Source organism: Pseudodesulfovibrio indicus (assembly GCF_001563225.1).
Classification (GTDB): domain Bacteria; phylum Desulfobacterota; class Desulfovibrionia; order Desulfovibrionales; family Desulfovibrionaceae; genus Pseudodesulfovibrio; species Pseudodesulfovibrio indicus.
Genome location: NZ_CP014206.1, coordinates 2,019,010 through 2,042,957 on the forward strand (window position 1 = coordinate 2,019,010; position 23,948 = coordinate 2,042,957).

The 23,948-nt window shown below is 49.1% G+C and carries 21 protein-coding genes and 1 pseudogene; 18 read left to right on the top strand and 4 right to left on the bottom strand.

All coding sequences use genetic code 11. The annotated features are described in order from the left end of the window. The first annotated feature begins 161 nt into the window (after positions 1–161). The 15 genes and pseudogenes from AWY79_RS09000 (at position 162) to AWY79_RS09040 (ending at position 15,864) form a co-directional block, all read left to right on the top strand. Entirely contained in the window at positions 162–1,391 is a 1,230-nt protein-coding gene (locus AWY79_RS09000) for an aromatic amino acid transport family protein (RefSeq protein ID WP_066802675.1), read from the top strand. A 12-nt stretch (positions 1,392–1,403) separates the two neighbouring features. Further along, positions 1,404–2,813 (top strand): aspartate ammonia-lyase, encoded by a 1,410-nt coding sequence (gene aspA / locus AWY79_RS09005; RefSeq protein WP_066802677.1) that lies wholly within the window; start codon positions 1,404–1,406, stop codon positions 2,811–2,813. A 197-nt stretch (positions 2,814–3,010) separates the two neighbouring features. After that, a pseudogene (locus AWY79_RS19340) lies at positions 3,011–3,373 on the top strand (septal ring lytic transglycosylase RlpA family protein); the annotation flags it as partial. Between the two features lie 137 nt (positions 3,374–3,510). After that, the gene (locus tag AWY79_RS19345) at positions 3,511–3,705 is read left to right on the top strand and encodes an SPOR domain-containing protein (RefSeq protein ID WP_233490886.1); all 195 of its coding nucleotides are present in this window, start codon (positions 3,511–3,513) and stop codon (positions 3,703–3,705) included. Between the two features lie 161 nt (positions 3,706–3,866). Then, entirely contained in the window at positions 3,867–4,139 is a 273-nt protein-coding gene (locus tag AWY79_RS09015; protein WP_066802681.1) for an HU family DNA-binding protein, read from the top strand. 171 nt (positions 4,140–4,310) lie between these two features. After that, complete coding sequence (locus AWY79_RS18335; RefSeq protein WP_158509881.1) at positions 4,311–5,528, top strand: tyrosine-type recombinase/integrase; 1,218 nt, start codon at positions 4,311–4,313, stop codon at positions 5,526–5,528. After that, positions 5,525–5,923, top strand: coding sequence for a hypothetical protein (locus AWY79_RS19020; RefSeq protein WP_158509882.1), 399 nt, complete (start codon positions 5,525–5,527; stop codon positions 5,921–5,923). The genes AWY79_RS18335 and AWY79_RS19020 overlap by 4 nt, the downstream gene beginning before the upstream one ends. Positions 5,924–5,958: 35 nt before the next feature. Continuing rightward, a complete protein-coding gene (locus AWY79_RS18775; RefSeq protein ID WP_158509883.1) occupies positions 5,959–7,149 on the top strand; it encodes a hypothetical protein in 1,191 nt (396 codons plus the stop codon). An 8-nt stretch (positions 7,150–7,157) separates the two neighbouring features. Then, on the top strand, positions 7,158–7,622 hold the full coding sequence (locus tag AWY79_RS09020; RefSeq protein WP_066802683.1) for a hypothetical protein: 465 nt from the start codon (positions 7,158–7,160) through the stop codon (positions 7,620–7,622). Next, positions 7,622–9,757, top strand: coding sequence for an AAA family ATPase (locus AWY79_RS09025; RefSeq protein ID WP_066802685.1), 2,136 nt, complete (start codon positions 7,622–7,624; stop codon positions 9,755–9,757). Before AWY79_RS09020 ends, AWY79_RS09025 begins: the two co-directional genes overlap by 1 nt. 1 nt (position 9,758) lies before the next feature. Next, complete coding sequence (locus tag AWY79_RS18780; protein WP_133987106.1) at positions 9,759–11,807, top strand: hypothetical protein; 2,049 nt, start codon at positions 9,759–9,761, stop codon at positions 11,805–11,807. Continuing rightward, the gene (locus AWY79_RS18785; RefSeq protein ID WP_133987108.1) at positions 11,792–12,193 is read left to right on the top strand and encodes a hypothetical protein; all 402 of its coding nucleotides are present in this window, start codon (positions 11,792–11,794) and stop codon (positions 12,191–12,193) included. Before AWY79_RS18780 ends, AWY79_RS18785 begins: the two co-directional genes overlap by 16 nt. A 605-nt stretch (positions 12,194–12,798) precedes the next feature. Continuing rightward, the gene (locus AWY79_RS09035; protein WP_066802688.1) at positions 12,799–13,275 is read left to right on the top strand and encodes a Spy/CpxP family protein refolding chaperone; all 477 of its coding nucleotides are present in this window, start codon (positions 12,799–12,801) and stop codon (positions 13,273–13,275) included. Between the two features lie 59 nt (positions 13,276–13,334). Beyond that, positions 13,335–13,586, top strand: a complete 252-nt coding sequence (locus AWY79_RS18790; protein WP_133987110.1) for an SHOCT domain-containing protein — start codon at positions 13,335–13,337, stop codon at positions 13,584–13,586. A gap of 169 nt (positions 13,587–13,755) precedes the next feature. Beyond that, on the top strand, positions 13,756–15,864 hold the full coding sequence (locus tag AWY79_RS09040) for a heavy metal translocating P-type ATPase (RefSeq protein ID WP_066802699.1): 2,109 nt from the start codon (positions 13,756–13,758) through the stop codon (positions 15,862–15,864). Positions 15,865–15,956: 92 nt separating this feature from the next. On the opposite strand, the gene AWY79_RS18795 is transcribed toward AWY79_RS09040, so the two are convergent. Continuing rightward, a complete protein-coding gene (locus AWY79_RS18795; protein ID WP_078063723.1) occupies positions 15,957–16,589 on the bottom strand; it encodes a DsbA family protein in 633 nt (210 codons plus the stop codon). Positions 16,590–17,543: 954 nt separating this feature from the next. On the opposite strand from AWY79_RS18795, the gene AWY79_RS09045 reads away from it, so the two are divergent. Genes AWY79_RS09045 through AWY79_RS18345 form a run of 3 tightly spaced genes read left to right on the top strand, consistent with a single transcriptional unit; the run spans position 17,544 to position 21,438 of the window. Then, entirely contained in the window at positions 17,544–19,439 is a 1,896-nt protein-coding gene (locus tag AWY79_RS09045; protein WP_066802701.1) for a heme lyase CcmF/NrfE family subunit, read from the top strand. 14 nt (positions 19,440–19,453) lie between these two features. After that, positions 19,454–20,026: a tetratricopeptide repeat protein gene (locus tag AWY79_RS09050; protein ID WP_133987112.1), complete on the top strand. Its 573-nt coding sequence runs from the start codon at positions 19,454–19,456 to the stop codon at positions 20,024–20,026. Positions 20,027–20,052: 26 nt separating this feature from the next. Next, positions 20,053–21,438 carry a M23 family metallopeptidase gene (locus tag AWY79_RS18345; RefSeq protein WP_233491048.1) on the top strand — a complete coding sequence of 462 codons (1,386 nt, stop codon included), beginning with the start codon at positions 20,053–20,055 and terminating at the stop codon, positions 21,436–21,438. 742 nt (positions 21,439–22,180) lie between these two features. Here the strand turns inward: AWY79_RS18345 and AWY79_RS09055 are convergent. The 3 genes from AWY79_RS09055 to AWY79_RS09060 all read right to left on the bottom strand — a co-directional run bounded on the left by AWY79_RS09055 (position 22,181) and on the right by AWY79_RS09060 (position 23,866). Further along, complete coding sequence (locus AWY79_RS09055) at positions 22,181–22,438, bottom strand: SHOCT domain-containing protein (RefSeq protein WP_078063725.1); 258 nt, start codon at positions 22,436–22,438, stop codon at positions 22,181–22,183. Between the two features lie 66 nt (positions 22,439–22,504). Beyond that, the gene (locus tag AWY79_RS18800; RefSeq protein ID WP_133987114.1) at positions 22,505–22,924 is read right to left on the bottom strand and encodes a hypothetical protein; all 420 of its coding nucleotides are present in this window, start codon (positions 22,922–22,924) and stop codon (positions 22,505–22,507) included. A 351-nt stretch (positions 22,925–23,275) separates the two neighbouring features. Continuing rightward, on the bottom strand, positions 23,276–23,866 hold the full coding sequence (locus AWY79_RS09060) for a hypothetical protein (RefSeq protein WP_078063726.1): 591 nt from the start codon (positions 23,864–23,866) through the stop codon (positions 23,276–23,278). Positions 23,867–23,948: the final 82 nt, after the last annotated feature.

Consider the following 23,948-nt stretch of genomic DNA (forward strand, 5'->3'; position numbering starts at 1 on the left):
AATAGGTAATAGGCGCACGCGCGCAGGGAAGCGGTTAACCGAAAGCGGCAGGGCTGGCAAGCGGAGATTTCGCGTCGGGTGCGTGAAGCGCATTGAATTTCTGGCCGGTTTGTATACAGTAAGCCGCAACCATCCTTAGTCTTACTCGAACGGAGAGCCCCATGGGTGACGCTTCCCCTTCCACCGGCAAGGTAATAACGACGGCGCTTATCGTCACCGGGAACATGGTTGGCGCGGGCATTCTGGCCCTGCCCATCAACCTGGGGCCTTCGGGGTTCCTGCCCGCCGTGCTCGGGGCCGTGGCCGTCTGGGCGATTATGACCTGCACCGGGATCATCATCGCGCGCCAGCCCTTTCTGGCCCAGAACAGCGACGCGGACCTGCCGACCTTTTTCGAGGAGGTCCTCGGTCCCGCCGGGAAATGGTTCTCGGTGGCCGCCAACCTGATCATCCTCTACGGGCTGCTCACCGCTTACCTCGCGGGCGTGGCCTCGGTGGCCGCCAGCTCGGTTCCGATCCATCTCCCGGATTGGGCGTGGCTGCTCCTCTATTTCTGCGCGGCGACCCTGCTCGCCTCCTTCGGCAGCGTGGTGATGCGCAAGGGCAACGCCGTGCTGATGACCGTCATGTGGCTGCTGTTCGGCGCGCTGCTGGTCCTGGTCGCCCCCCATTTCCGGGGCATGGACCTGCGGGCGGGCGATGTGCGTTTCTTCACCTCCGGGCTGCCCATCCTGGTCACGGCGTTCAATTTTCACAACGTGGTCCCGACCATCTGCCGGACCCTGAACAACGACCGCAGGGCCGTGACCAGGGCCATCTGGCTGGGGTCTGGCATCGGCGCGGCCATGACCCTGCTGTGGACCGTGGCGGTCATGTTCACGCTGCCCATGGAGGCCCCGGACGGCGTGTCCATCATCGCCGCCTTCAAGGCAGGCGTGCCCGCCACGGTGCCGCTCGTCCAGCTCATCCGGTCGCCGGTCTTCATCAAGGCGTCCATCGGGTTCGCCGTGGTGGCCATGACCACGTCCTACATGGCCACGGGCGTGGCCCTGGTCTCCTTTCTCAAGGACGTGGCCGGAAAGCGGGTCCGCTCCGGGGCGGTCATCTGGCTCATGGCCTTCATCCCGCCCATCGGCATCGGTCTTCTCTATCCGAACATCTTTCTGGAGGCCCTGAACATCGTGGGCGGCTTCGGCGTGGGCACCCTGTTCGGCATCCTGCCCGGCGTCCTGCTCATCCGGCAGGGCGAGGCCGGATCGCGGACCCGGCGCATGGGCTGGCTTCTGGTCAGCGCCTTCGCCTGCGTCCTGCTGGTGGAGCTGGCCCAGGAAACCGGCATGCTGGCCATCAACCCGGACGTGGAGTACTGGTCCGGCCATGTCTACCAATAAGGAATCAAGGCTATGAGCAAAGAACGAATCGAGCACGACAGCCTGGGCGAAGTGGCCGTTCCGGCGGACGCCTATTACGGGGTCCAGGCCCGGCGCGCCATGGACAACTTCCACATCTCCGGCATTCCCATGTCCCATTACCCCCGGCTCATCGACGCCCTGGCCTACGTCAAGATGGCCGCGGCCGAGGCCAACAGTTCATTGGGGATGCTGGACGAGGACAAGGCCAGGGCCATAGCCCGCGCCTGCGAGGAGATACTGTCCGGCAAGCTGCACGACCAGTTCGTGGTGGACGTCATGCAGGGCGGGGCCGGGACCTCGGCCAACATGAACGCCAACGAGGTCATCTGCAACCGCGCCCTGGAGCTCATGGGGTTCGCCAAGGGCGAATACGACAGGCTCCACCCGCTCAACGACGTGAACATGTCCCAGTCCACCAACGACGTGTACCCGTCCGCCCTGAACATCGCCCTGATCCTCGACATCCGCGAGCTGATCGACGCCATGGACGTGCTGCGCAAGGCGCTGAAGCGAAAGGGCGAGGAGTTTTCCGACGTGCTCAAGATGGGCCGCACCCAGCTCCAGGACGCCGTGCCCATGACCCTGGGGCAGGAGTTCTCGGCCTGGTCGGTGATGATCGGCGAGGACATGCAGCGCCTCGACGAGGCCCAACTCCTGGTCCACGAGATCAACATGGGGGCCACGGCCATCGGCACCGGCCTGAACTCCCACCCGGACTACGCCCGGACCGTGACCGAGAAGCTGGTCAAGTACACCACGCTCCAGCTCGTCTCCTCCCCGGACCTGGTGGAGGCCACCCAGGACACGGGCGTCTACGTGCAGCTCTCCGGCGTGCTCAAGCGCGCGGCCGTGAAGCTGTCCAAAATCTGCAACGACCTGCGGCTGCTCTCCAGCGGGCCGCGCTGCGGGCTGAACGAGATCAACCTGCCGCCCATGCAGCCCGGTTCGTCGATCATGCCGGGCAAGGTCAATCCGGTCATTCCGGAGGTGGTCAACCAGGTGGCCTTCATGGTCATCGGCCACGACGTCACCGTGACCATGGCCTCCGAGGCGGGCCAGCTGGAGCTGAACGTCATGGAGCCGGTCATCGGGTTCTCCCTGTTCCAGTCCATGAACATGCTGCGGCGGGCCTGCCTGACCCTGGCGGACAAGTGCGTTTCCGGGATCACGGCCAACCGGGAGCGGTGCCGCGAGCTGGTGGAGAACTCCATCGGCCTGGTCACGGCGCTCAACCCGTACATCGGCTACGAGAAGTCCGCCGAGATCGCCAAGGAGGCCATGCGCACCGGCGGGTCGGTCTACCAGATCGTGCTGGAGAAGGGCTATCTGAGCCGAGAGGAGCTGGACGACATCCTCCGCCCGGAGAACATGGTCAAGCCGAGGTACGTGCATCGCAGGTGAATCGCGAGCCCCGCTCCGTGGCCTCCTGCGGGCGAGGATTGCTTTTTATTCGAAGTTCCTCTAGGGTTTTCTAGACTAAATCGAGAAAATCTCCCGTTTTCCGTCGCCCCGACACGGGGCGGCCAGGAGGCTGCATGCGACAAGTCACAGCGTTGCTCGCGGGGCTGGCCCTGCTCACCCTGGCCGGTTGCGGGTCCATGAACCCGTATCCGCAGCACGTCTATTCCAAGCCCCCCTCCGAACGCGCCCAGAGCGGCACGCTCGACCCCAAGACTCGCCCCTACACGGTCCTCGGCAGGACCTACTATCCACTCCAGACGCCGCGCGGGTACGACGAGGTGGGCCTGGCCTCCTGGTACGGCCGCGATTTCCACGGCAAGAAGACGGCCAACGGCCAGATCTACAACATGTACGGGGTGTCCGCGGCCCACAAGACCCTGCCCTTGGGGTCCCGCGTGCGGGTTACCAACCTGGAGAACGAGCGCAGCGTGGTCCTGGTCATCAATGACCGGGGACCGTTCGTGAACCAGCGCATCCTCGACCTCTCCTACGGCGCGGCCAAAAAGCTCGGCACCGTGGACCGGGGCGTGGCCAAGGTCCGGGTCACGGCCCTGGACAGCTGGACCCGGGGCCCGCGCCCGAGCGGATTTCCGTGGCCGCAGTCAAACGGTACCAGGTGCGGGTCGGGGCCTTCGCCGTGCGCGACAACGCCGAGCGCGTACACCGGCGGCTGGTGGGCGCAGGCTACCCCGGCGCGAGCATCGCCATGGTCTCCCGCGACGGCCAGGTACTGCACATCGTGGTGGCCGGCAGCTTCGCCGACAGGGATCAGGCGGAGCGGGTCCTGGAGGCCCTGAAACGCGAATTTCCGACCAGCTACATTATCAGTTGAAATCGGTCCGAAGTACTGGCATAGCTTCCAGGTTTTGTATAAAACTTTTGATGGGCGGCGCTTTTAGGGCTTCCCATAACTTTGGCGAGAGTGTATGATACGGAGAACTGATCGCGTGTCACAAGTAAATAGCATCAAAAAACCACTATAGGAGTTTTTCTATGACCAAAGCTGAACTCGTAGCGAAGATCGCTGAAAAGAACGGCACTTCCAAAGCTCAGGCCGAAGCCGCCATGAACGCCATCCTGGACACCATTCAGGAAGAGCTGGCCGCCGGCAACAAACTGACCCTGACCGGCTTCGGCACCTTCAGCGTCAGCGAGCGCAAGGCCCGCACTGGCCGCAATCCTCGCACCGGCACCGCCCTGAACATCCCGGCCTGCAAGGTTGCCCAGTTCAAGCCCGGCAAGGTCCTGAAGGAAGCGGTACGATAATTTATTTGGTAAAGTCTTAGCACTTTATTCAGTGAATGCAAGGGGGTATGTCTTTACGGCATACCCCCTTTACTTGTGGCTGTTTTCTTTATAATGTTTATAAAAATAAAGGTAAATTTTATGGGTGAATCATACAAAGTGATCGATGTTCGATATGACACAGGAGAGCATATGCCTGTGTTGGTCGCTCCAGATGGAAGTGTGCCAGCATTACCTGCTTTTTATGTGACAAGCATCTGCCGTCCTAAAGACTCATCTTCTACAATGAAGATAAAATTGACCTCTATAAAACACTTTTATCAATGGGCGGATTTGTGTGGAATTGATCTTGATGAGCGTTTTAGTCGTCGAGAAGTCTTAACTCCAATTGAAATTGATAGCTTGATTTACGCTTGCAGTCTTCAATTCAAATGTATGCTTTCCAATTTCAATATTGCATCTGGGGCAAGCACTCGTCGCGGTGTTGTTAGCCTTAATCCTCAACAGGAAATGAAGAGTGTTAATGCCGCAACGCATTATTCAAGATTAAGGCAAATTCATGCCTACACAGATTGGTTCTTTTTAGAGAGCATAAAAAATATGGACCCTCGCAGCTCTGCATACAAAGAGGCATTGAGTAACAAACATAATATGCTCTCTTGGTTAAAAGAAAGAACTCCTAAAGCAACCGTAGTCGGTGGGAACAGTCTTGTTCCACCAAAGGGATTTGACTTGAGTGTTCAGCAACGGATTATGGAAGTTATAGAGTCTGATCACCCTGAGAATCCTTGGAAAAATGACTTCGTTAAAATTAGGAACCAACTATATATAACCATCTGTCTGGCCCTTGGAATAAGACTAGGTGAAACGTTAAAAATTAAAACAGAAGATGTTGTCCTGTCTGGAAAAACTCCTCATATCGCAATTCGTAGGCGTGTGGATGATCCCAAAGACAAGAGAAAGCGCGCCCCAAAAGTAAAAACTAAAGAACGCCCTTTAGCTATTGGTAGAGATTGGTATCCCTTGCTCCGTTTATACATAGATAAATACTGGCGCAGGATGAGAAACGCCAGAAAACATGGATATTTGTTTGTTTCTCGATATGGGAATGAATTTTCCTATGAAGCAGCAATGAAAATCTTCTATCAGTTAAGGCAAAAAGTTCCGGGAATGCCTGACAACCTAACCCAACATTTGATTCGACATGCCTGGAATGAGCGTTTTTCGGAAGCAGGAGAGGCTAAAGGAACTCCACATGATGTTATGATGGAATCTCGCCGCTTTCTCATGGGGTGGTCTGTAAATTCCCGAATGCCAGACCTTTATGATCGCAGATTTACTATACGAAAGGCTGATGAGATTTCATTAGAGATGCAGGATAATTTCTTTAAGAAGGATTCTAAGGAATGAGTGTCTCTTCTCTCGGTTACTATATTCAAAGCGGTTCTCGCTTCACTAGAGATGGTTATGAGTATGACCCCTCGGATGATCACTGGTATATTGTGGGTGCTGGTAGAGGACGTCACTTTCGCTTTGATGAAATGAGAAAGTGCTTGTCCTCAAAGTTGGTCGATGAAGTAAAGATAGGCTTAGTCGTCTCTTTAGACAAATTGGCAGTCGCTACAGCTCAACTTCATTATCGATACTTTTTGACTTTTTTGCGTGAAATGTATCAGCACGAAAGCGAAGTTGATAGCATCACAGGTTTGGATTTCGTGAATTTTACCCAAGTCTGTGAGCCTGCTTACAGCAAAACACTAAGGCGATTTTTGAGAATTCTGCATAATCTAGGCCTTGGGGGCTGACTTCCGATGACATTGAATTAATTAACCAAGTATACTTGCGTCCTCCCGAGCCATATCTGGCCCAAAAAACACTAGATCCAATTAGAGGTCCCTACACAGTTGAAGAGTTTGAAGGCCTGCGTTCTGCTATCCATAAAGCATACGAAAATTGCAAAATAGGAGATGAATATTACATTATATTGATTCTAGTAAACGTGTTTGGGTTGAGGCCAAAGCAAATAGCAGTACTAAAGATTTGTGATTTTCTTATAAGTGCGACTGAGGCAGGGGGAATAGAGTATTCTTTGAATGTCCCCCGTGTGAAGCAGAGAGACGTTGGAGAACGCACTGCTTTTACAAATAGAAAGCTAGGGTCCGAAATCGGGGAGTATCTCAATCTTTGGATTGATGAACTAAAAAACGAGATATCTTTCCGGGGCATTAAACTCAAATACGATGAAGGATTATTTCCTCTTTTCCCTCTTTGGAAACCAAGAAAGAAAGAGATAAACATAAAGAGCCAAGGAGATTATGAATATCACTCTGGCAACGATAGGATTGCCCAAATTGCATGTTCTCAGATTCGCAGAGCAATAAGCGAGAAATCCCATCGGACAGGTGAAAATCTGGCTGTGGGTTCACGTCGTGCTCGACATTACATTGGAACAACCATGGCAGTAAATGGTTGTGGACGACGAGTGATTGCCCATGCTTTAGATCATTCTCATCTGCATTCATGCAAAGCATATATTCAGTTTGGGCAAGAAGCTATTGATGAAATTGATAAGAAATTAGCTCCTCATCAGAAACCTCTGATCGACGCTTTTCGAGGGCGGCTCATCGAAAAGCCAAACCTCTTCGGTACTAGGCAAACATACAATCCTGTCCGGTCCTCCTTGAATACTGAAGAACTGGGGATGTGTGTGAACCCTTCAGGGTGTGCAATCTATTCGATTGATATAGGTGAACCAAGCTCCTTTCTCGCTAGAGTTCCTTTCTCTTGTTATCGTTGTTGGAATTTTAATGCTTTCAATAATCTAGAAGTTCACAAGGAGCATCTTGAAATTCTCAAACGAGAAAAGCAACTGTCTCTGAAGTCCTTTAATGAAGAAGGACTCAACACACAGCCGGGGCTTGCTGTGAGCTATGCCCCGATGATTCGAGCAGTAGAAGATGTTATCGCTAAAATCGAAGCAGGCGATATCTCTGAGTTCGACCTTGAAACCGATATGGTTGATTCCTTCTGAGGTCCAATATGCCCAAGAGTATTACTCCTGAAATTCTCTCTAAATTAGAGCCATACCTTGAACAGCTAGATCAATCCTGGGAGGCCCAACCCGAAGGCCTGCGCCAGCCCACTTTGCCTATCACACCTGATGGTAAGGTTAACGTGAGGGGCATTGCCAAGGCTATTGGCCTGCGACAATCTCAGGAACAACATTTCTTTCGCAAGCCAGAACTGGCCAGCCCTGTAAACGCGCTTGCTCAAGTTCAAGGGGTCAAGTCTATTGGCTCCAGGCTGCTCTCAGATCAGCACGACAAGGCTGCCGTAGATCGCCTTGCAAGGACCGCAACGGAAAGGAATGACCTTGCCCGCGCTTTAGCAGAGAAAGAAGCTGAAATCGAATCCTTACGCGAAGAGAATACCATGTTGTTATCGCGGTTGGCTCAGATCGAGTCCGTTGGTGCTGCAATCCGTACCGAGTCACCGGAGGATTAATGCAGATCCATGTGCAGCGCATAGTCAGTCAAAAGGCTTACGGGACCATCTTCGCGGGTGAAGTTCTCGATGGCGAGCAGACAGGTTGTTCCATCCAGGTAAAAGCATATGCTGCGCGTCTGGTTGGCATACCCTCTTTGGGTGAAACATGGGAAGTCTCAGGACCAATCAAGAGCACTAAATGGGGTGATCAGGTAGAGGCTGAATATGCCTATCGTCAAAGGCCTACAGGTAAACTCATAGTCTCTTTTTTGTCGAGTAACTGCCCCGGCATCGGCCTGACTCGCGCAAAGCGTTTATGGGACAAATGGGGCAACGATCTGGCTGATGTTCTCTCTAATGGCAACATCGCTGAGATCTCAGAGGTTCTCGCTCCAAGTCGCCCCCTGCTTTCTGTTCGGCTGGCCTCTCTTGTCTGCCGTGAGTGGAATAAGCAAGAAGCCGAATCTGACCTAGCTGCTTGGTTTCAAAAACATGGCATTGACTCTCCAAAGCTCTTGAGAATGTGCGCCAACACCTTCGGTAAACAAGCTGTGGATCGACTCCGCAGCAACCCGTGGTGTCTGGCCTCAATGATGAATTGGGAACAATGCGATGCCATTGGCCTCAAAGTGCTGGCTGAGATTGGATCGGCTGCACCGGAGCGGTCAAACAAACGACTCCTTGGGGCCGTTGATTCTGCTACCAGAGATATTCTGGCGTCCGGCTCAACCTCTGTTGGCCTCTTTGATCTTGAATCGTTTCTAGAAGACAAATTGGACGATTCCAAATCTATTCTCGATGCGGTGCAGCTCGGTCTTCATTACGGCGCTATCATTTCTCAAGATGGCAAGTGGATGCCGCCCGGATCAGCCTACATGGAAAGGGCTGTCGTTGGTGCTTTGCGACAACTTGATGACGATGGCCAGATCAACGTCGAAGAACGGAACGTCAGAGATATTTTAACAACGCTCAGTGCTGGCCATGTGAAACCCGACCAAGAACAGTTTCAGGCCATGATCCACATTCTCCGGTCTCCTTTATCCTGCCTCATTGGCGGGGCCGGAACAGGCAAAACTACGATCCTGCGCTACGTCGTGCGGCTCTGGCGCAGACTTGGCGGCAATGTCTTGATGGCAACTCTTTCCGGTAAGGCAGCTTTGAAACTGTCTCAATCAACTGGCCTGCTGGCAAAAACGTTGACTCGCACCTTGGTCGAACTCCAAGAGGATCACGACGAAGAAGGACACGACCTGGCTGAAATCAACGAAAGGACTCTGGTGGTCATAGATGAAGCCAGTATGGTTGATCTTGCTACATTCCACGCGCTGATGAAGCACATGAAGAAAGGTTCCCGGCTGCTTCTGGCCGGTGATCCGGCGCAGTTGCCCCCAATTGGCTTCGGCCTCGTCTTCCATGAGCTTGTGAAGGACGACTCTCTCACGGTTCGGCTCAACAAAATTTATCGTCAGACCGCAGACAGCGGTATTCCAAAGGTTGCAAAGGCTTTGCGCGAAAGGTGCATGCCAACCTTTTCTCAGTATCAAGGCCGAAGGGAAGGCGTGTCCTTAATCCCGGCCTCATTGGACTCTATTCCGGCAATTGTCGAACAGGTAGCAGAAGACCTTGGCGGTTTCGACGGGGAGCTGATGATTGTAACGGCAACCAACCGTGGTCCGGCTGGTGTAGGTCGTCTCAATCGTCTCTTTCACGACAAGTACAAGCAGCAGGCAAGGTTACCCGAACTCAAGGGCAGCTTGGGCCAATACTTCTGCCCAGGAGAGCCGGTGATCCATTTGAAGAACGACTACCAACGAACAGTCTTCAACGGCAGCTTGGGCAAGGTGCTGGACGTGGATCGTGACGAATACAACCTCACGGCAAACCTTGATGGTAAAGTTGTCAGCTTCGATGCGAGCCAGCTCATCGACCTTTCATTGGCCTATTCGATCACCTGTCACAAGTGCCAGGGCAGCCAAGTGAAGCGAGTCATTATCCCTGTCTACCAGACGAGATTACTTGACCCCTCATGGGTCTATACGGCGATAACGCGAGCAGAAATACAGGTCGTGCTCATAGGAGACAAAAAAGAAATAGAACGGGCCTTAGAACGGAAATTCGCGGCTGATTGTCGCAGTGTAGGATTTAGGTGGTAGAATGAGCAAAGCACAGATCATTCTTTTCAAGCCCAAACGTGAGGTAGACGCAATCGAGAATGTCAGTGCCTTCATTGAGATGGCCAAGAATGAGTTGACGGTGTTTGGTGCTGATCTTGATTGGGATGCAACCACCTGGGACATGAGTGACCATTATAAGAGCAGGGGGGGCGTTTACAGGAATCTCATTTGGGGCAATTGGGACACCAATCGCCACAGCACAGGAGAACCTTTACAGGCCCCTCTGGGTGATTTTGCCAAAGCATATATTAGGTATTCTCAGGGACTTAAAAAGAATAAATCTCCACACGCACCTCTCAATGCTTTTAGAGCGTTGGAACGTGTTTTGTTAGAAATGTCGTTGGCTCCATGCATTACTCAAGTCACTGTCGATGTGCTCAACAGGAGCCAGTCTCTTCTTTCCAAGCGATACAAAAATGGAGCGAGGGATGGACAAGCTCTTCAGAAACTATCAGCTTTTTTAAACGAAAATAGAATGTTGATTTATCCACCTTTTCAGTGGAAACACTCTATTAGAAGGGAAAAGACGGACAATGTTGATTTCAATGGTGACGGAACTGACAAACTTCCAACAGACACTTGCTTATATGCTATAGCAGACGTTTTTCATTCATCATCAGACCCAGTAAATAGGCTCGCTGCTGGTATCGCTATTATCTTACTCTCCAACCCATGCAGAGTTGGAGAGGTTTTAACTTTGGATAAAGATTGTTTGGTGCATGGTCATCAAGGAAAATCTGATGGGCTTGGACTTAGGATTTTCCCGGAAAAAGGTGGAGAGCCATTTGTTAAGCCCATTCAGGGTGTTTGGCGTGACATTCTTCAGGATGTTGTTGATGAGGTTCTAGAGCTGTCCACAGAAGGAAGGAAAATAGCTAAGTGGTATGAAGATAATCCAACCCAAATGTATCTTCCTCCCGAGTTTTCCCCCCTAAGAGGAGAGGAATATATCGACAGCACAACAGCGATGAAGTTGTTAAAAGTTTCTAGCACAACCCTCTCTAGTGGTATCGTTTCTAAACATGGGATCATGTTAGAATATGGTGGCTACATGAAGCCTAAACTGATGCGATTTTCTGATTTGGAGAAGTTTGTGCTAACTTTGCTGCCAAAAGACTTTCCTTTTCGCCACCAGTCCTCTGGCTTGAAATACTCAGACAGCCTTTTTGTCTTTCCTTATAATTTTTTCCGATCCTACGACACATACTCCAGTGTCATGGTCCAAAAACTGGTTTATAGCACTTTGTCTAATCTCTATGGGGCAGAAACCGGTCATGAGTCTGGGAAGTCGATTTTTGAGAAGTATGGTCTTTACGAGCCTGATGGATCAAAGATTCGCTTCCGACCCCACTCAGCTAGGCATTACCAAGACAGCCTTTTAGATCATAGTCATGTCTCCCAAACGTTCAGAGCTTTTTACGCTGGGCGCAAGGATGTTAGACAGAATGAAGCTTATTCCCATGCTTCACTTCTAGACAAAGCTGATAAGTCATTGGGTATCTATGATCAAAGCCAACTGTCGCCAGCAAACGTTGATAGCTCATTAGACGTTTTTAATCAGCCTGAAGCTTTAGCGGGATTACTCAGAACTCACTATGAGGACACTGTTCATGTGACTGATGTAGGGTACTGCGTTATGGGCAGCGAAAGAATATGTGACAAATTTAATGATCATCTCCTCTGTAGCGACCACGTTTACATTAAGGGCGATGTTCGCCTTTATGCGAATCTGCCTGAACGTGTACGCTTTTATGAAAACTTGGTTGAAAATCGGAAACTGACCATGTTGCCTACGGGAGTAGATGTTGCGCTTAAACACGACGAACAAACGCTTTATGTCCTAAAGTCAATCCTAGCTGTCTTGTCTGACAAAACGGTCCCAGACGGATCGTTTTTTAGACTGCTACCAGGTAGTGATTATTCTAGGATGCGCCTAGCTTACTACAAAAGAAATAATAAACTCTTAGGGCAAACTAACTCTGCCACTATTCCTCTTATAAAGGTTGGTGAATTATGCCTCCGCACTTAGATGAAAAGTTGGTTAACAAAATAGTCTATATCATAGATGAGTGGACAGGGAAGCTCACCTGGCCCCTTATTGTCGAAGCCGTAGAGCGTTCTCTTGGTTGGCGGTATTCAAGGCAAACCTTGTCAAAATATAGCGGTATTAAAGACGCTTACTATCGCAAAAAAGATCAGTTGAGCGGTGAAGAGTTTGAGCCTGTGTACTATACACCCCGGCAAATGAAGAAAGTTCTAGATAGGCTGGAGCGGTTAGAAAAGGAAAACTCGCGAATGAAAAAACAGATTGAAATCCTCACTGGACAACTAGCCCAATGGGCATACAACGCAAATGTTAGAGGGGTAACAAAAGCGGATTTGGATGTTCCCCTGCCACCAGTCAATAGATCATAGTGAGCGTTGATTTTTGAGACCCAGAGCTTTGACTCCTTCGTCGAAAGAATCTCCTTATTGGTTCTGATCTGTCACCCGTTTTGTCGGGGGGGGATTTGGAAATATATTGTCTTCTTTCAACTTGCATATATTCTTTCTGCTAAAGGTCCATAATCGGTTACTTTGCGAGTGGAAGCACTGTCAATCGACTCGTCATCGCAATTAGTCATGCGTTTCAACATAATCTTCTGAGCCTGAAGAACGCATCTCGTGTAAGCAAAGCATGCTCGCAATTGCTACTTATTCTAGTTGGCGCTTCGTATCGTTCTAACCAGTACGCAGTGGCTTAACACTATGTATATTTGACCACGATAGCTTCGTGCATTTCATGAGCTAGGGCAAAGGTGCTTTATGCATGTGTGTCCATTTTTTAAACACAATGGGTGTGGTGCGCCTAAAAAATGGACAAATATTGATGGAGTGTTCAAATATACGTCCCAACAAAAGACTAATTTTTAGAAAATAAAGTAATATATTTTAAGCTGTTATTTTTATCTGCGCTTCTTTGGCACACCGATTGCCTTATAGTTTTCAATTACACAATTTAACTATCGGAGGATTAACTCATGAAGAAGACTATTATGGTACTCGCACTGGTTATGACTGTTGCATTTATTTCAACTAACGCTATGGCGTGGGGAATGAACGGCTGGAATGGAAACGGCCACAACATGCATTACAATAATGGAGTCAACTCCCAAGTTAACTCTCAAGCCTATCAGGATTTCCTGAATGACACTGCTAAGCTCCGAGCTAGTATTGCGGCAGACCAAGTCGAATTGTCAGCTATCATGGCCAGTCCGTCCCCTGACGCAAAGAGGGCTCGAACCGTGACAGAGCAGATGAACGAGAAGATTGCCAAGCTGAATGAAAAGGCAGCTGCACAGAATCTTCCCCAGATGGGCAACGGCAGATACGGCATGATGGGTAACGGCATGATGGGCAACGGCATGATGGGCAACGGTATGATGGGCAACGGCATGATGGGCAACGGTATGATGGGTCCCGGCATGATGAACAATGGCTACCATGGTTGCTGGTAGATAACTTACTTGACGGGAGGGGCTTTCCCCTCTCGTCATAGTGTTGAGGAGAGCCCATAATGTGGTATTCAAATTGGGGACATCACGGGTCTGGTTGGAGCATGGGGGGCGGTTTGCTTGGCATGGTGCTAAACCTGTTGATAATCATTTCCTTGGTTTATCTCGCCACCCGACTATTTAAACACTTCAGAGCACGTCCAAACGTGAATGGATATTCCAGCGATCATTTACAGATTCTCAAACGCAGATTTGCAAACAGCGAAATTGATGAAGAAGAATTTGAGAAATTGCGCAAAAACTTAGAAGCGTAAAATCTATGTCTATCATCATGCGTCTACATAACAATGTCTTCTCTTTGTTAAGCGTATTTGGCTCGTAGTCTTTGAAGCACAGTTGACACTCGACAAACGAATGAATAGGTGTTCATATGGCCCGTGCCTGCTAGTTGGCTCTGCCATTTTGAAAAGGATAGAGGACACCATGACTACGAAAAAATTCGGATTGAAAAACTTGGACTGCGCTGCTTGTGCAGCAAAGCTTGAGAACGGCCTTAATGATATGGAAACCATAGATAAGGCTGTGGTTGATTTTGCAACAATGACGCTTTTTATTACAGCTGAGGATGTGGCTGATATTGAAGCTAAGGTGAAGGTAATTGAGCCAGAAGTAGGCATTATCGATTATTCCAACCTCCCTGCTTCCAGCGAAGCAGCACAAGAAGAGAGCGACAAGCCACGTGATTTAATTCTCCTGGCAGTCGCTGGGGCTATGTTTATTTTTACCCTTGTGTATGAGGATGTGTTCCACCAAACAAAGTGGAGTGGCTGGGAAGTCCCATTTGTCCTTGTCGCCTATTTTCTTGCGGGATGGAACGTTCTTTTGGGGGCACTCAAGACCATCAAGAAAGGCCTGTTTTTTGATGAAAACGTGCTGATGACCATCGCTACGATCGGGGCAATTGCGATCCATGCGTACCCGGAAGCTGTGGGCATCATGATTTTCTTCAAGGTCGGTGAATTGCTTCAAGGGTTTGCAGTCAATCGGTCTCGTCGCTCAATCAAGTCTTTGCTGGCCTCAAGGCCGGATAAAGCTTTTTTGTTGGAGCTTGATGGTCTGAAAGAAGTAAAGCCGGAAATGGTTCAGGTAGGACAATCCGTTGTGGTCAAGCCTGGAGACAAGATCCCTCTGGACGGTGAAGTGACCAGCGGCTCATCGCAGATTGACACTTCTGCTTTGACGGGAGAGTCCGTACCCATCGTAGTCGAAGAAGGCGATAGCGTCCTCGCGGGCCAAATCTGCAAGACAGGCGCACTGACAATCAAGGTAACCCGTCCCTTTGAGGAGTCTTCCATAGCTAAGGTTATGGATTTGGTGGAGAACGCCACGGCAAATAAGGCCAAGACCGAGAAATTTATCACTCGCTTTTCCCGATACTACACCCCATTTGTCGTCTTTTTGGCGGCAGGCATCGCACTTATTCCGCCTCTGTTCATGGGAGCGAGTTTTAGCGAATGGATATACAGGGCACTGGTTCTGCTTGTTATATCTTGCCCCTGTGCACTGGTTGTCAGTATCCCTCTTGGATATTTTGGAGGAATTGGCCGATCTTCAATGCAAGGCATTCTTGTCAAGGGCTCGAATTATCTTGATGTACTGGCATCTGTTACCACAGTCGCCTTTGACAAGACGGGCACACTGACGGAAGGCGTTTTCAAGGTAAATGATGTCGTCACAAACAATGGGTTCACTAAAGATTCACTGATCGAATTTGCCGCAGCAGCTGAATACCATTCAACTCATCCTATCGCTGTCTCTATTGTCGATATACAGAACGCCAAAGGAGAGCCAGTCCAGGAATCAAAGATATCCGAGCATACTGTTCGTTCTGGCATGGGGGTTGAAGCTGTTTACGAAGGACATAGAGTCCTTGTCGGCAACAACCGCCTTATGGAGAAAAACGGGGTAGAGTACCAGAATAAGAACTATGAAGGCACTATTGCCCATGTGTCCGTAGACGGTAAATACGCTGGGCACATAGCTATCGGAGACAATTTGCGCTCCGATGCACGCCAGGCCATTCGCTCTCTCAAGGATATGGGGGTGAAAGAAGTAGTCATGCTGACGGGCGATAATGAACAGACAGCTGCTGCTGTGGCCAAGACCCTAGGTCTGGACAGCTTTCATGCAAACCTGTTGCCGGAAGACAAGGTTGATTACTTTGAGAAGATCAATTCGAACAATCGAGATAGTGGAAAAATCGCGTTTGTAGGGGATGGGATTAACGATGCGCCTGTCATTGCTAGGGCGGATGTTGGCATCGCGATGGGAGCTATGGGAAGTGATGCAGCCGTGGAAACTGCTGATGTCGTTCTTATGGTGGATTCTCCCCTCAAGGTTGCTGAAGCTATTTCCATTGCCAAGCAGACTCGGCGAATCGTCTGGCAGAACATACTGCTGGCTTTCGTCGTCAAGGGGATCTTCATCTCGTTTGGTGCATTTGGTTTGGCCACGATGTGGGAAGCTGTTTTTGCGGATGTTGGAACGGCATTGTTGGCCTTGGCAAACTCCGCTAGAATTCTGAAGAGTTAAAATAATTTTACCTCAAGAAAAGCCCGCCTCACTGTTAAGTCACAGTGAGGCGGGCTTCATTATTTATCAACTGAGATCCAAAAATATTGCTACTACTTACATATTGCTTTTTTATCCAAAGCAGTTAGCCAGTGCTGCGGTCCATAGCCCATGACGATATTCTCACCAGCCAGGAGAACAGGTGTCCCTGGCAGTCCAGCGGCCTTTGCGAGAGAAGCTCCCTTGAGAACCCGTTCACGATGGGTTCGACCAAGTTTGACAAAAAGTTTGGGTAACGTGGTGTTGGCCAGCAAACTAGGAAATTCTTCTGTAAATTGCATCAACACGCCCATGCGCGCTTCATTCAGATCTTTCGTCTTGGGTTGCTTGAGATCCGAATAAGCGAAATCGACCATTGTCTCCAGCCTATCTGAACCGACAAAGTCCTCGAGAATCCAAGCTGCCATGTCCGAGCCAATGAAGCTTTGTCGAGGGTAAAATAATAATTTTAAACTACGATACTTTTCCGGGTATTCTTTCAACAACTTGTGTCCAAGTCTGCAATGCCCACAAAGAGGATCAGTGGCTACGACGATATCAAAGTCGCCTTTACCTTTCAGCTCAACACGAGCGCTCTCCGTGAGAGTCAGGAACTTTGGCGCACAGCCATCCTCATCTGCAGCATAAGATTGTGGGGGGAATAGCATGGTCAAAGACAAAAATGAGATAATCAAAAGTGCTCGCATTGATAGAACTACCTAGTCATTTGGGTTGAAAAGAATTTGGGCTTAGAGTTAGCGACCAATGCCGTATTCATATGCCAGGAATCAAAAAAGTATTTTAAAATGACCAACATAAATCAGATGCACTAAATGTTCCATCCAATTAATCCAATTATATTGAGTTCCAGCTCAACCCAAACAAACAACGGTTGTTGGTGATTAACGCATAATTGCACAAAACATAGTGAAAAGGGCCACATGGTGTGGCCCTTTTCGGTTTGGGGGGTGTTCAACAGTCAAGGAGGTATTGTGGTTAAACTGTTGCTGGTCCGGTATATGATCAAGTTCTACACTTATGAATTCTTCTGGGCGGGGGGAGAGAACCTCGCCTGAAGTGGAACAAAGGTAGAATCGTATTACCTAGTTCCCCCTATCCGTGCCGGATGCCACCATGGCTATCCGGCACGGAATCGGAGTTCTGCCACAACAACGTGGCAGCGAGGATGATGAGAGTGACTAAACATGCATCTGCTCTCCCCTTTAGCAACAGCCGTGCCATATTTTTTATATAATAAAATCATGATGTTACTCTTTATTGGTCTGATTTTTGCCATGCGGATTGGGTGATTGATTGCACACGATTCTTGCACTCATGTGCTACCTTTCGCATTCATCAGCAGGGTGAAACCCAACCAACTCCTCGCATCGGGCCTGCTTGATAAGGCGGGCGTACAGAAATGATGCACACCTGTGACACCCTTTGCACATCTTTCTTTCGCTCAACTTGCTGAAATCAAACATTTTTAGCAATTCCATACGGTTGCAGTATGGAATCTTAATTGCATAGCAATCTAATGTATGAAGTGAGTTCTGCTGAATTCACCGTAAGCACCTAGGGCGTGCATTTGAGCATCCAGACTTACACGAAAGAGTTTGTTGTTTTGGACTTGGTATTTATGTCAACTGTTTGGAGAAAACATGCATGTATTAATGGAAGTTGGTCTTATGGCCGCAATGCTCTTGTCGTTGATCGCTGCTGCCTGGGCCTGTCTGGATACGTATCAGGGGCAGTCTGGTACATTGAGATGGCTGGAGAGAGGGCAGTACTCAGTTGTTTCTCTCCTTGTTCTGGCAAGTGGGATACTCTGGACAGCGTTGATGTCGCGGGACTTTTCCTTCAAATATGTTTATCAATATACGAGTCTCAACCTCCCGGACTTTTATGCTGTAACAGCCTTTTGGGCAGGACGTTCCGGCTCTCTCCTCTTCTGGCTACTCATCATCGCAGTGAGCGGAACCGTTTTTCTTAGAACCAAAAAATACAGTGATCTGCCTGAGCAAACCAAAGTGGCCTTTTGGTTACTGTTTTTCACAGTCCAAGGTTTTTTCCTTTTCCTGCTCACAAGTTTAAGCCAGCCATACATTGCGCTGTCTCCCGTGCCAGCCGACGGTGAGGGCTTGAACCCGCTTCTGCAAAATCCAGGGATGGCGTTCCATCCACCTCTACTTTTTCTGGGATACGGATTTCTTACGATCCCTGCATGCCTGTCTCTGTCCATGGCTCTGACAAAGGGTCAGGATGCTTGGATGAAATTGACTCGTGGCTGGGTTCTCCCTGCCTGGGCCTTTTTGAGCGCGGGGATCATACTCGGCGGCTGGTGGGCCTACATGGAGTTGGGTTGGGGCGGCTATTGGGCCTGGGACCCGGTGGAAAACGCTTCAATTATCCCGTGGTTTGCAGCTACCGCATACCTTCACACGTCCATTCTTGGGCAACGGTATGGGCTCTTCAAACGAATCAATATTGTTCTCATCAACCTCGCTTTCCTATTGTGCATAGTCGGTACATATATTGTCCGTAGTGGAATTATTGAATCCGTGCACGCTTTCGGCGGCGGTGGCGTGGGAGGCCCTCTCCTCGTATTCATATTGGCATACCTCTTTCTTGTTCTTGTCGGGACAGCGCAGGCCCACACCGACAAACCGAAACATGAGATGATTGCACTGAGCCGGCAAGGGCTTCTGGTCTTTTCCGTGTGGATTTTCCTGGCTCTGGGAAGTGTCATATTGCTCGGGACCATGTGGCCGGTTATCAGCCTGGGGTGGGAATCAAATCCTGTAGGCGTGACAGCAGGATTCTACAATACCGTAACTATGCCACTGTTTATCTGCATAGGGTTGCTGCTTCTCGTATGCCCATGGCTCTCATGGAAAGAAGGAATACAGCATCGGGAGCGCTTTATCATATCAACTCTGTCAGCGGTATGTCTTGGGGGTGCTGCATACTTCAGCGGGATTCGAATGGTTCTGCCGCTTGTCGGGTTCAGCGCCGGAGCCGGGGTAATCGTTTCAACCATCATGCTGGCATTGCAGAAAAAGGCACTGACAAGCAGGAGATTTTGGATTGCTCATGGCACACACCTCGGCATAGCATTGATGATTGTGGGGGTAGCCATATCCGGCCCGTACCAAAGTAAAAAGGAGCTGGTCTTGGCAGAAGGGCAAAGTTTTGCGTTTTCTGGATACAATTTTGAATATAAAGAGATGGTCCATTCAGAGAGCAACGGTATCAAATCTCGTGTGGCGCGAATCATCGTAAGTCACAAAGGCAAAGAGATAGGTGTTCTTGAGCCATCTCAACTCATCTTTCCGAACAATGACCACCCACATACGGAAGTGTCGACCTTGTTCAGCTTTGGAAAGGAGCTTTACGCAACTATCCACGATGTGGAGGATGGTCGTCTGGAGCCGTTAATCGTCAGCGTGAATCCGCTGGTGAATTGGGTATGGTTAGGCGGAACTTTCGTTTGCCTGTTCCCATTTATTGTCTTGCTGCCCAAGAGAAATAGAGAATCGGCTACCGCCGCAGAGTAGATTGGAGAACAGGAATGCAAAATACAACATCACGCCGCGGAAAGAATATAGTTCTAATGACATTGGCCATAGGCTTGGCAGTCATGGCCATGTCATCTTTTTTTTATCGTCTGCAAGGACCAGTACAAGCAACATCAAAGCCTGCTTCTCAGTCTGCACCCGCTGCAATGAGTCAGGAGAAAGGTGCTGAAATTCAAAAGTACATGGCAATGCTACAAGGAAATTCAGAGAATACTGAGGCATTGGTCGGACTTGGCGAGCTCTTCATGCAAGCCGGTTCATGGGATAAGGCCTCATCATTCTGGCAACGATACTTGAAACTTGAATCGCAGGATGAAAAGGCTATCTACCATTATGCGATAGCTCTTTTGAACCTGGACAAGTTTCATGAATCCGTAGCCCAATTTGAACGACTAGTTGCAATTAATCCAAAGAATTATCACGGATATTACTATCTCGGAATGATTCATGTCTACTATTTGGATGATTCCAGCAAAGGCAAAGAATACCTGCAAAAGGTCATAGAACTCAATCCGGACGACAAGGAGATAGTAGGTGTGGTCCGTGAAGAGCTTGCTAAAATGTAATTATGTGGAGTCCGTGAGTGGATCTCATGATCACGGGCTCCATTTATCTATTAACTACAACAAAGACATTTTTGACATCAACCTACCGGCATTTCTCAATGCTCACATTCTTGCTTAATATGAAAATACATACCCCCTTGATTACCTTGTTTCTCATTGCGTCTTTAGTCGGATGCTATGACCAGTCGCCTCCGGTGTCGAGGCCGACACAACCTCAGAATGATTTAGTGGGGGTTAAAGAGGAATGTACATTTCCTCCAAAGCGTTTAGTCGGTGTGGCCATGCTGAATCAAGTCTCAACCATATACGAAAATCCAGGGACCATAGTTGAGGTCGCACAAAATGATACATTGACTGAGATCCTTTCCAGAAAATCAGTGATGCCCAATGAAAGGTATGAACTGAGCAAAGCTGTATCAGAGTTTCATGACTTGCGGCGATTACGACCAGGTAACAAGATGGAGATATGGCTGTCCGACGAAGTCAATGACAACGGTAGGCGATGCGTTGAAAGGTTTCGATTAATGACCGAGCGTGATTCGCTTATCGAGTTGACACATATCGATCATGATATGTTTCCGGGGCAAAGGTTGGAACTGCAGCATAAGACCGAGACCAAGATCAACTCAGGTGAAATAAATACTTCCTTCTTTCTGTCGGCCAGGAAAAGCGGTGTACCGCGAGAAGTTCTTACCGAATTTTACAACATGTTCAGCTCCAGAGTCGACTTTCAGCGAGATATCCGCAAGGGAGACAGATACAGCATCGTATACGAGGAGAATGACGATAGTCCACTGGGTGGTATCCATGCCGGACGACTGTTATACGCTTCTCTCACTCTGCCAGAGAAAACCATCGGGTATTATCGTTATACCACACTTGATGGATATTCTGGATTCTTCAACGAAAATGGAGAAAGTGTTGATACCCATCTCCTTAAGACCCCTCTAAGCAGTGGCCATCTTTCTTCTGTTTTCGGCGCCAGGACGCACCCTGTATTGGGGTATAAAAGGATGCACAGAGGGATAGATTTCTCTGCCGCAATCGGGACCCCAATCCTGGCAGCGGGAGATGGAGTAGTTGAAAGAGTCGGTAGATACGGCAGCTACGGAAAATACGTCAGGATACGGCATGGCTCAGAGTATACAACCGGGTATGCCCATTTGAGCGCCTATGCCAAAGGAGTGAAACCCGGCGTTAGAGTTACCCAAGGTACCGTCATCGGATATGTTGGAAAAACCGGGCTTACAACAGGGCCGAATCTGCACTACGAAGTTTCCAGAGAGGGAAGACGGATAAATCCAATGACCTTGGAGCTCCCGCCAGTAAAAACTCTTCAGGGGAAAGATTTACGTAGATTCAAGAATCTCCTGCGAGGATATGAATCTACCATGGCCCCCCTTTCGGTTTGATTGGCTATGAGCCAGAGGGTTAGCTGATTCCGCATATTGGGATCAAGCAGAATGGAGATGCCCTCAAATCACAATCAACCGAGGGCGACATCAAGAGTCATCATCACGACAAATCCGAAGATACACCCTATTGTCGCCTGATCCCCATAGCCTGAAGCCTGTGATTCCGGAATGACTTCCTTAGAGGAGGTCATTTATTAAGCAACTTCAACTAAGAGAATCCCAACCGACTGTTTTTGATGTATTTTACCATAGTCACTCGCCGTTGTGTATGAAAACTGAAAAAAAGCCGTGCCGTGAGTTCTCAATGGAAGAAGGCCGATGCAAGACAACGGCCTTCTTCGGGGGTGGAGGTTAAAGGGTTAATACGAGAGGTGTGTTTGAAATAATGGTTTTCAAATCGGTAAGCCTTTCGACTGGTGGCTCATGGGCTGGACGAAATCATACATATTGATCGGCCTTGGAATGACACATGCCTTGTTTTTGCAATGAACTGCCAGCTTGTCTTCCTTGGTCCCGGACACCGTTTCCGATGCCCGGGATTTGGGGGAGGCACCGCCACATGACTTTGGCGGGATCGCGATGAGAAAGTATCTGGGGGCAAAGAAGTGCTCACACATGCACTTCATACATTTCTCATCTAAATTCATACACTACTTATAAAATTTGCATTTTACTGTGCGGTATATAAATGGTTCTCAGTCTCGATTGCTCGCCACTTTGCCGACAAGTTGATCGGGAATTAGCCGACAAGAATATCCCGCATCCGTTGATATTCATCCTCAGAAATCTTTCCTTCGGCATATCTGGTCTTTAGTATCTCGAGTGACGCACTCTTGTCAGAGGCTGCAATTTGTGTCGGGACAAATGCCCTGATGAGTCTGTAGATGAGATAGATCACGGCTAAGATCATAAGGAAGCTCAGCAGGCCACCAAATAATCCGCCACCCATGAACATCATGTTCGAGCCGAAGGGGGTCATCCAATCACAGTTCCACATAAAAATTCTCCTTAGTGCTTGGGCGGAAAAAACGAGGGAGGAAAACCACCCTCGTTTTCCTATAACTTACCAGCAGTTACCGAATCCATGATTGTGGCTTACGATGCCGCAGTTCCAGCCATTGCCATATCCGTAGCTCATCATCGGCCCGAAAGAAAGGTTTTGAGAGCGGGCCATTTCAGCGAGTCGGCTTTCACCAAGGCTAATGCTTTCTGTCAGTTGGCGCACTCGCTGGCTATCGGGATTAGGGCTGGCCATAAGAGCGTTCAATTCACCGCGTTCAGTTGCAATACGAGTTCTGAGAGTTTGGGTTTCGGCCATGAACGCGTCATACTGCGGGTTATTGTATGCACGGCTTCCATTCATCATGTAGCCGTTGCCAGAACCGTATCCGTTGCCCCAACAATTCCAAGCGAAAGCGTTTACAGTGGACAGTCCAAGAACGAGAGCCAGGGCCAAAGTCAAAGTAATAGTTGCATTCCTCATTTAAAATCTCCTTAAGTTAGTTTTGTTCGATTATGCTTTCTTAAGGCAAGCAGCGTGCCAACAACTGATGAAAAGTTGTAATCTTTTGAAAATATACATTAAATACCCTTCAGTGCTTGAGAAAAAGCAATCCATGAGTCTTGCCCTGAGTTCAGGGGTGCTTAAAAAATAATCGAAATGTGAGGCGAGTGTATAAAAAATGACCACACCCGAAAGGATGTGGCCATTTATAACGACAAGATGAATGAGTTAGCTGGTTAGTCGAAGCTTGAAATCTCCTCGAACCGAAAGGAGAACCTGTGGTGACTCGTTTTGGGTTTGTTGGGTTTCAACCGTCAGTGTGACAACCTGCTATCGGGTGGTTCTTCCCCAAGGCTTCAATACCGAAACACAAACGATGATGAACACGACCAATATTTGGAACACATCCATTGATATACGCATAAGATACACTATTAACGTCTCAGCAATTCCTTTTGCAGAAACTGTTTCAGAGTACGACACCAAGTTTTCCAGCCAAGGCATATACCAAATGAAGCCAAACACGAGATAGCCAATGTTTACAATCCATTTGAAAAGAATCCATTTGAATTTGAAAAAGCCAAAGTTCGTGAGTGCTGCATAGGCAAATCCCGATAGCAAACAGCCAAATGCTGAGGGCACCACCAAATAAAGTTCGATATACATTGCCAACGCGCTGCTCGCATGGAGTTCAGCTGTGTTTTCCGGTTGGAAAAGACATTGAATAAGCGTCATACTTGCTGTCGCTCCACCCCACAGGCAGGCGCTGAACAAGTGTATTATCTTTATAATCCGCTGATGACGTGCTTTGACGTGATCTTTTCTCCACTTTTGAAACGTATACATTGTCAGCATGAGGTTTTGCATACGCCTTTTGATGAAGTATCCAGGAGACATTTTCAACAATGCGTTATTCATCATATTGAGTGCTTAACCCTATTTGTTTATCCAGTATACTTGAAAGCGAAAGTTGTTTGCTCTCTTCCAATAAGCATACTTATGA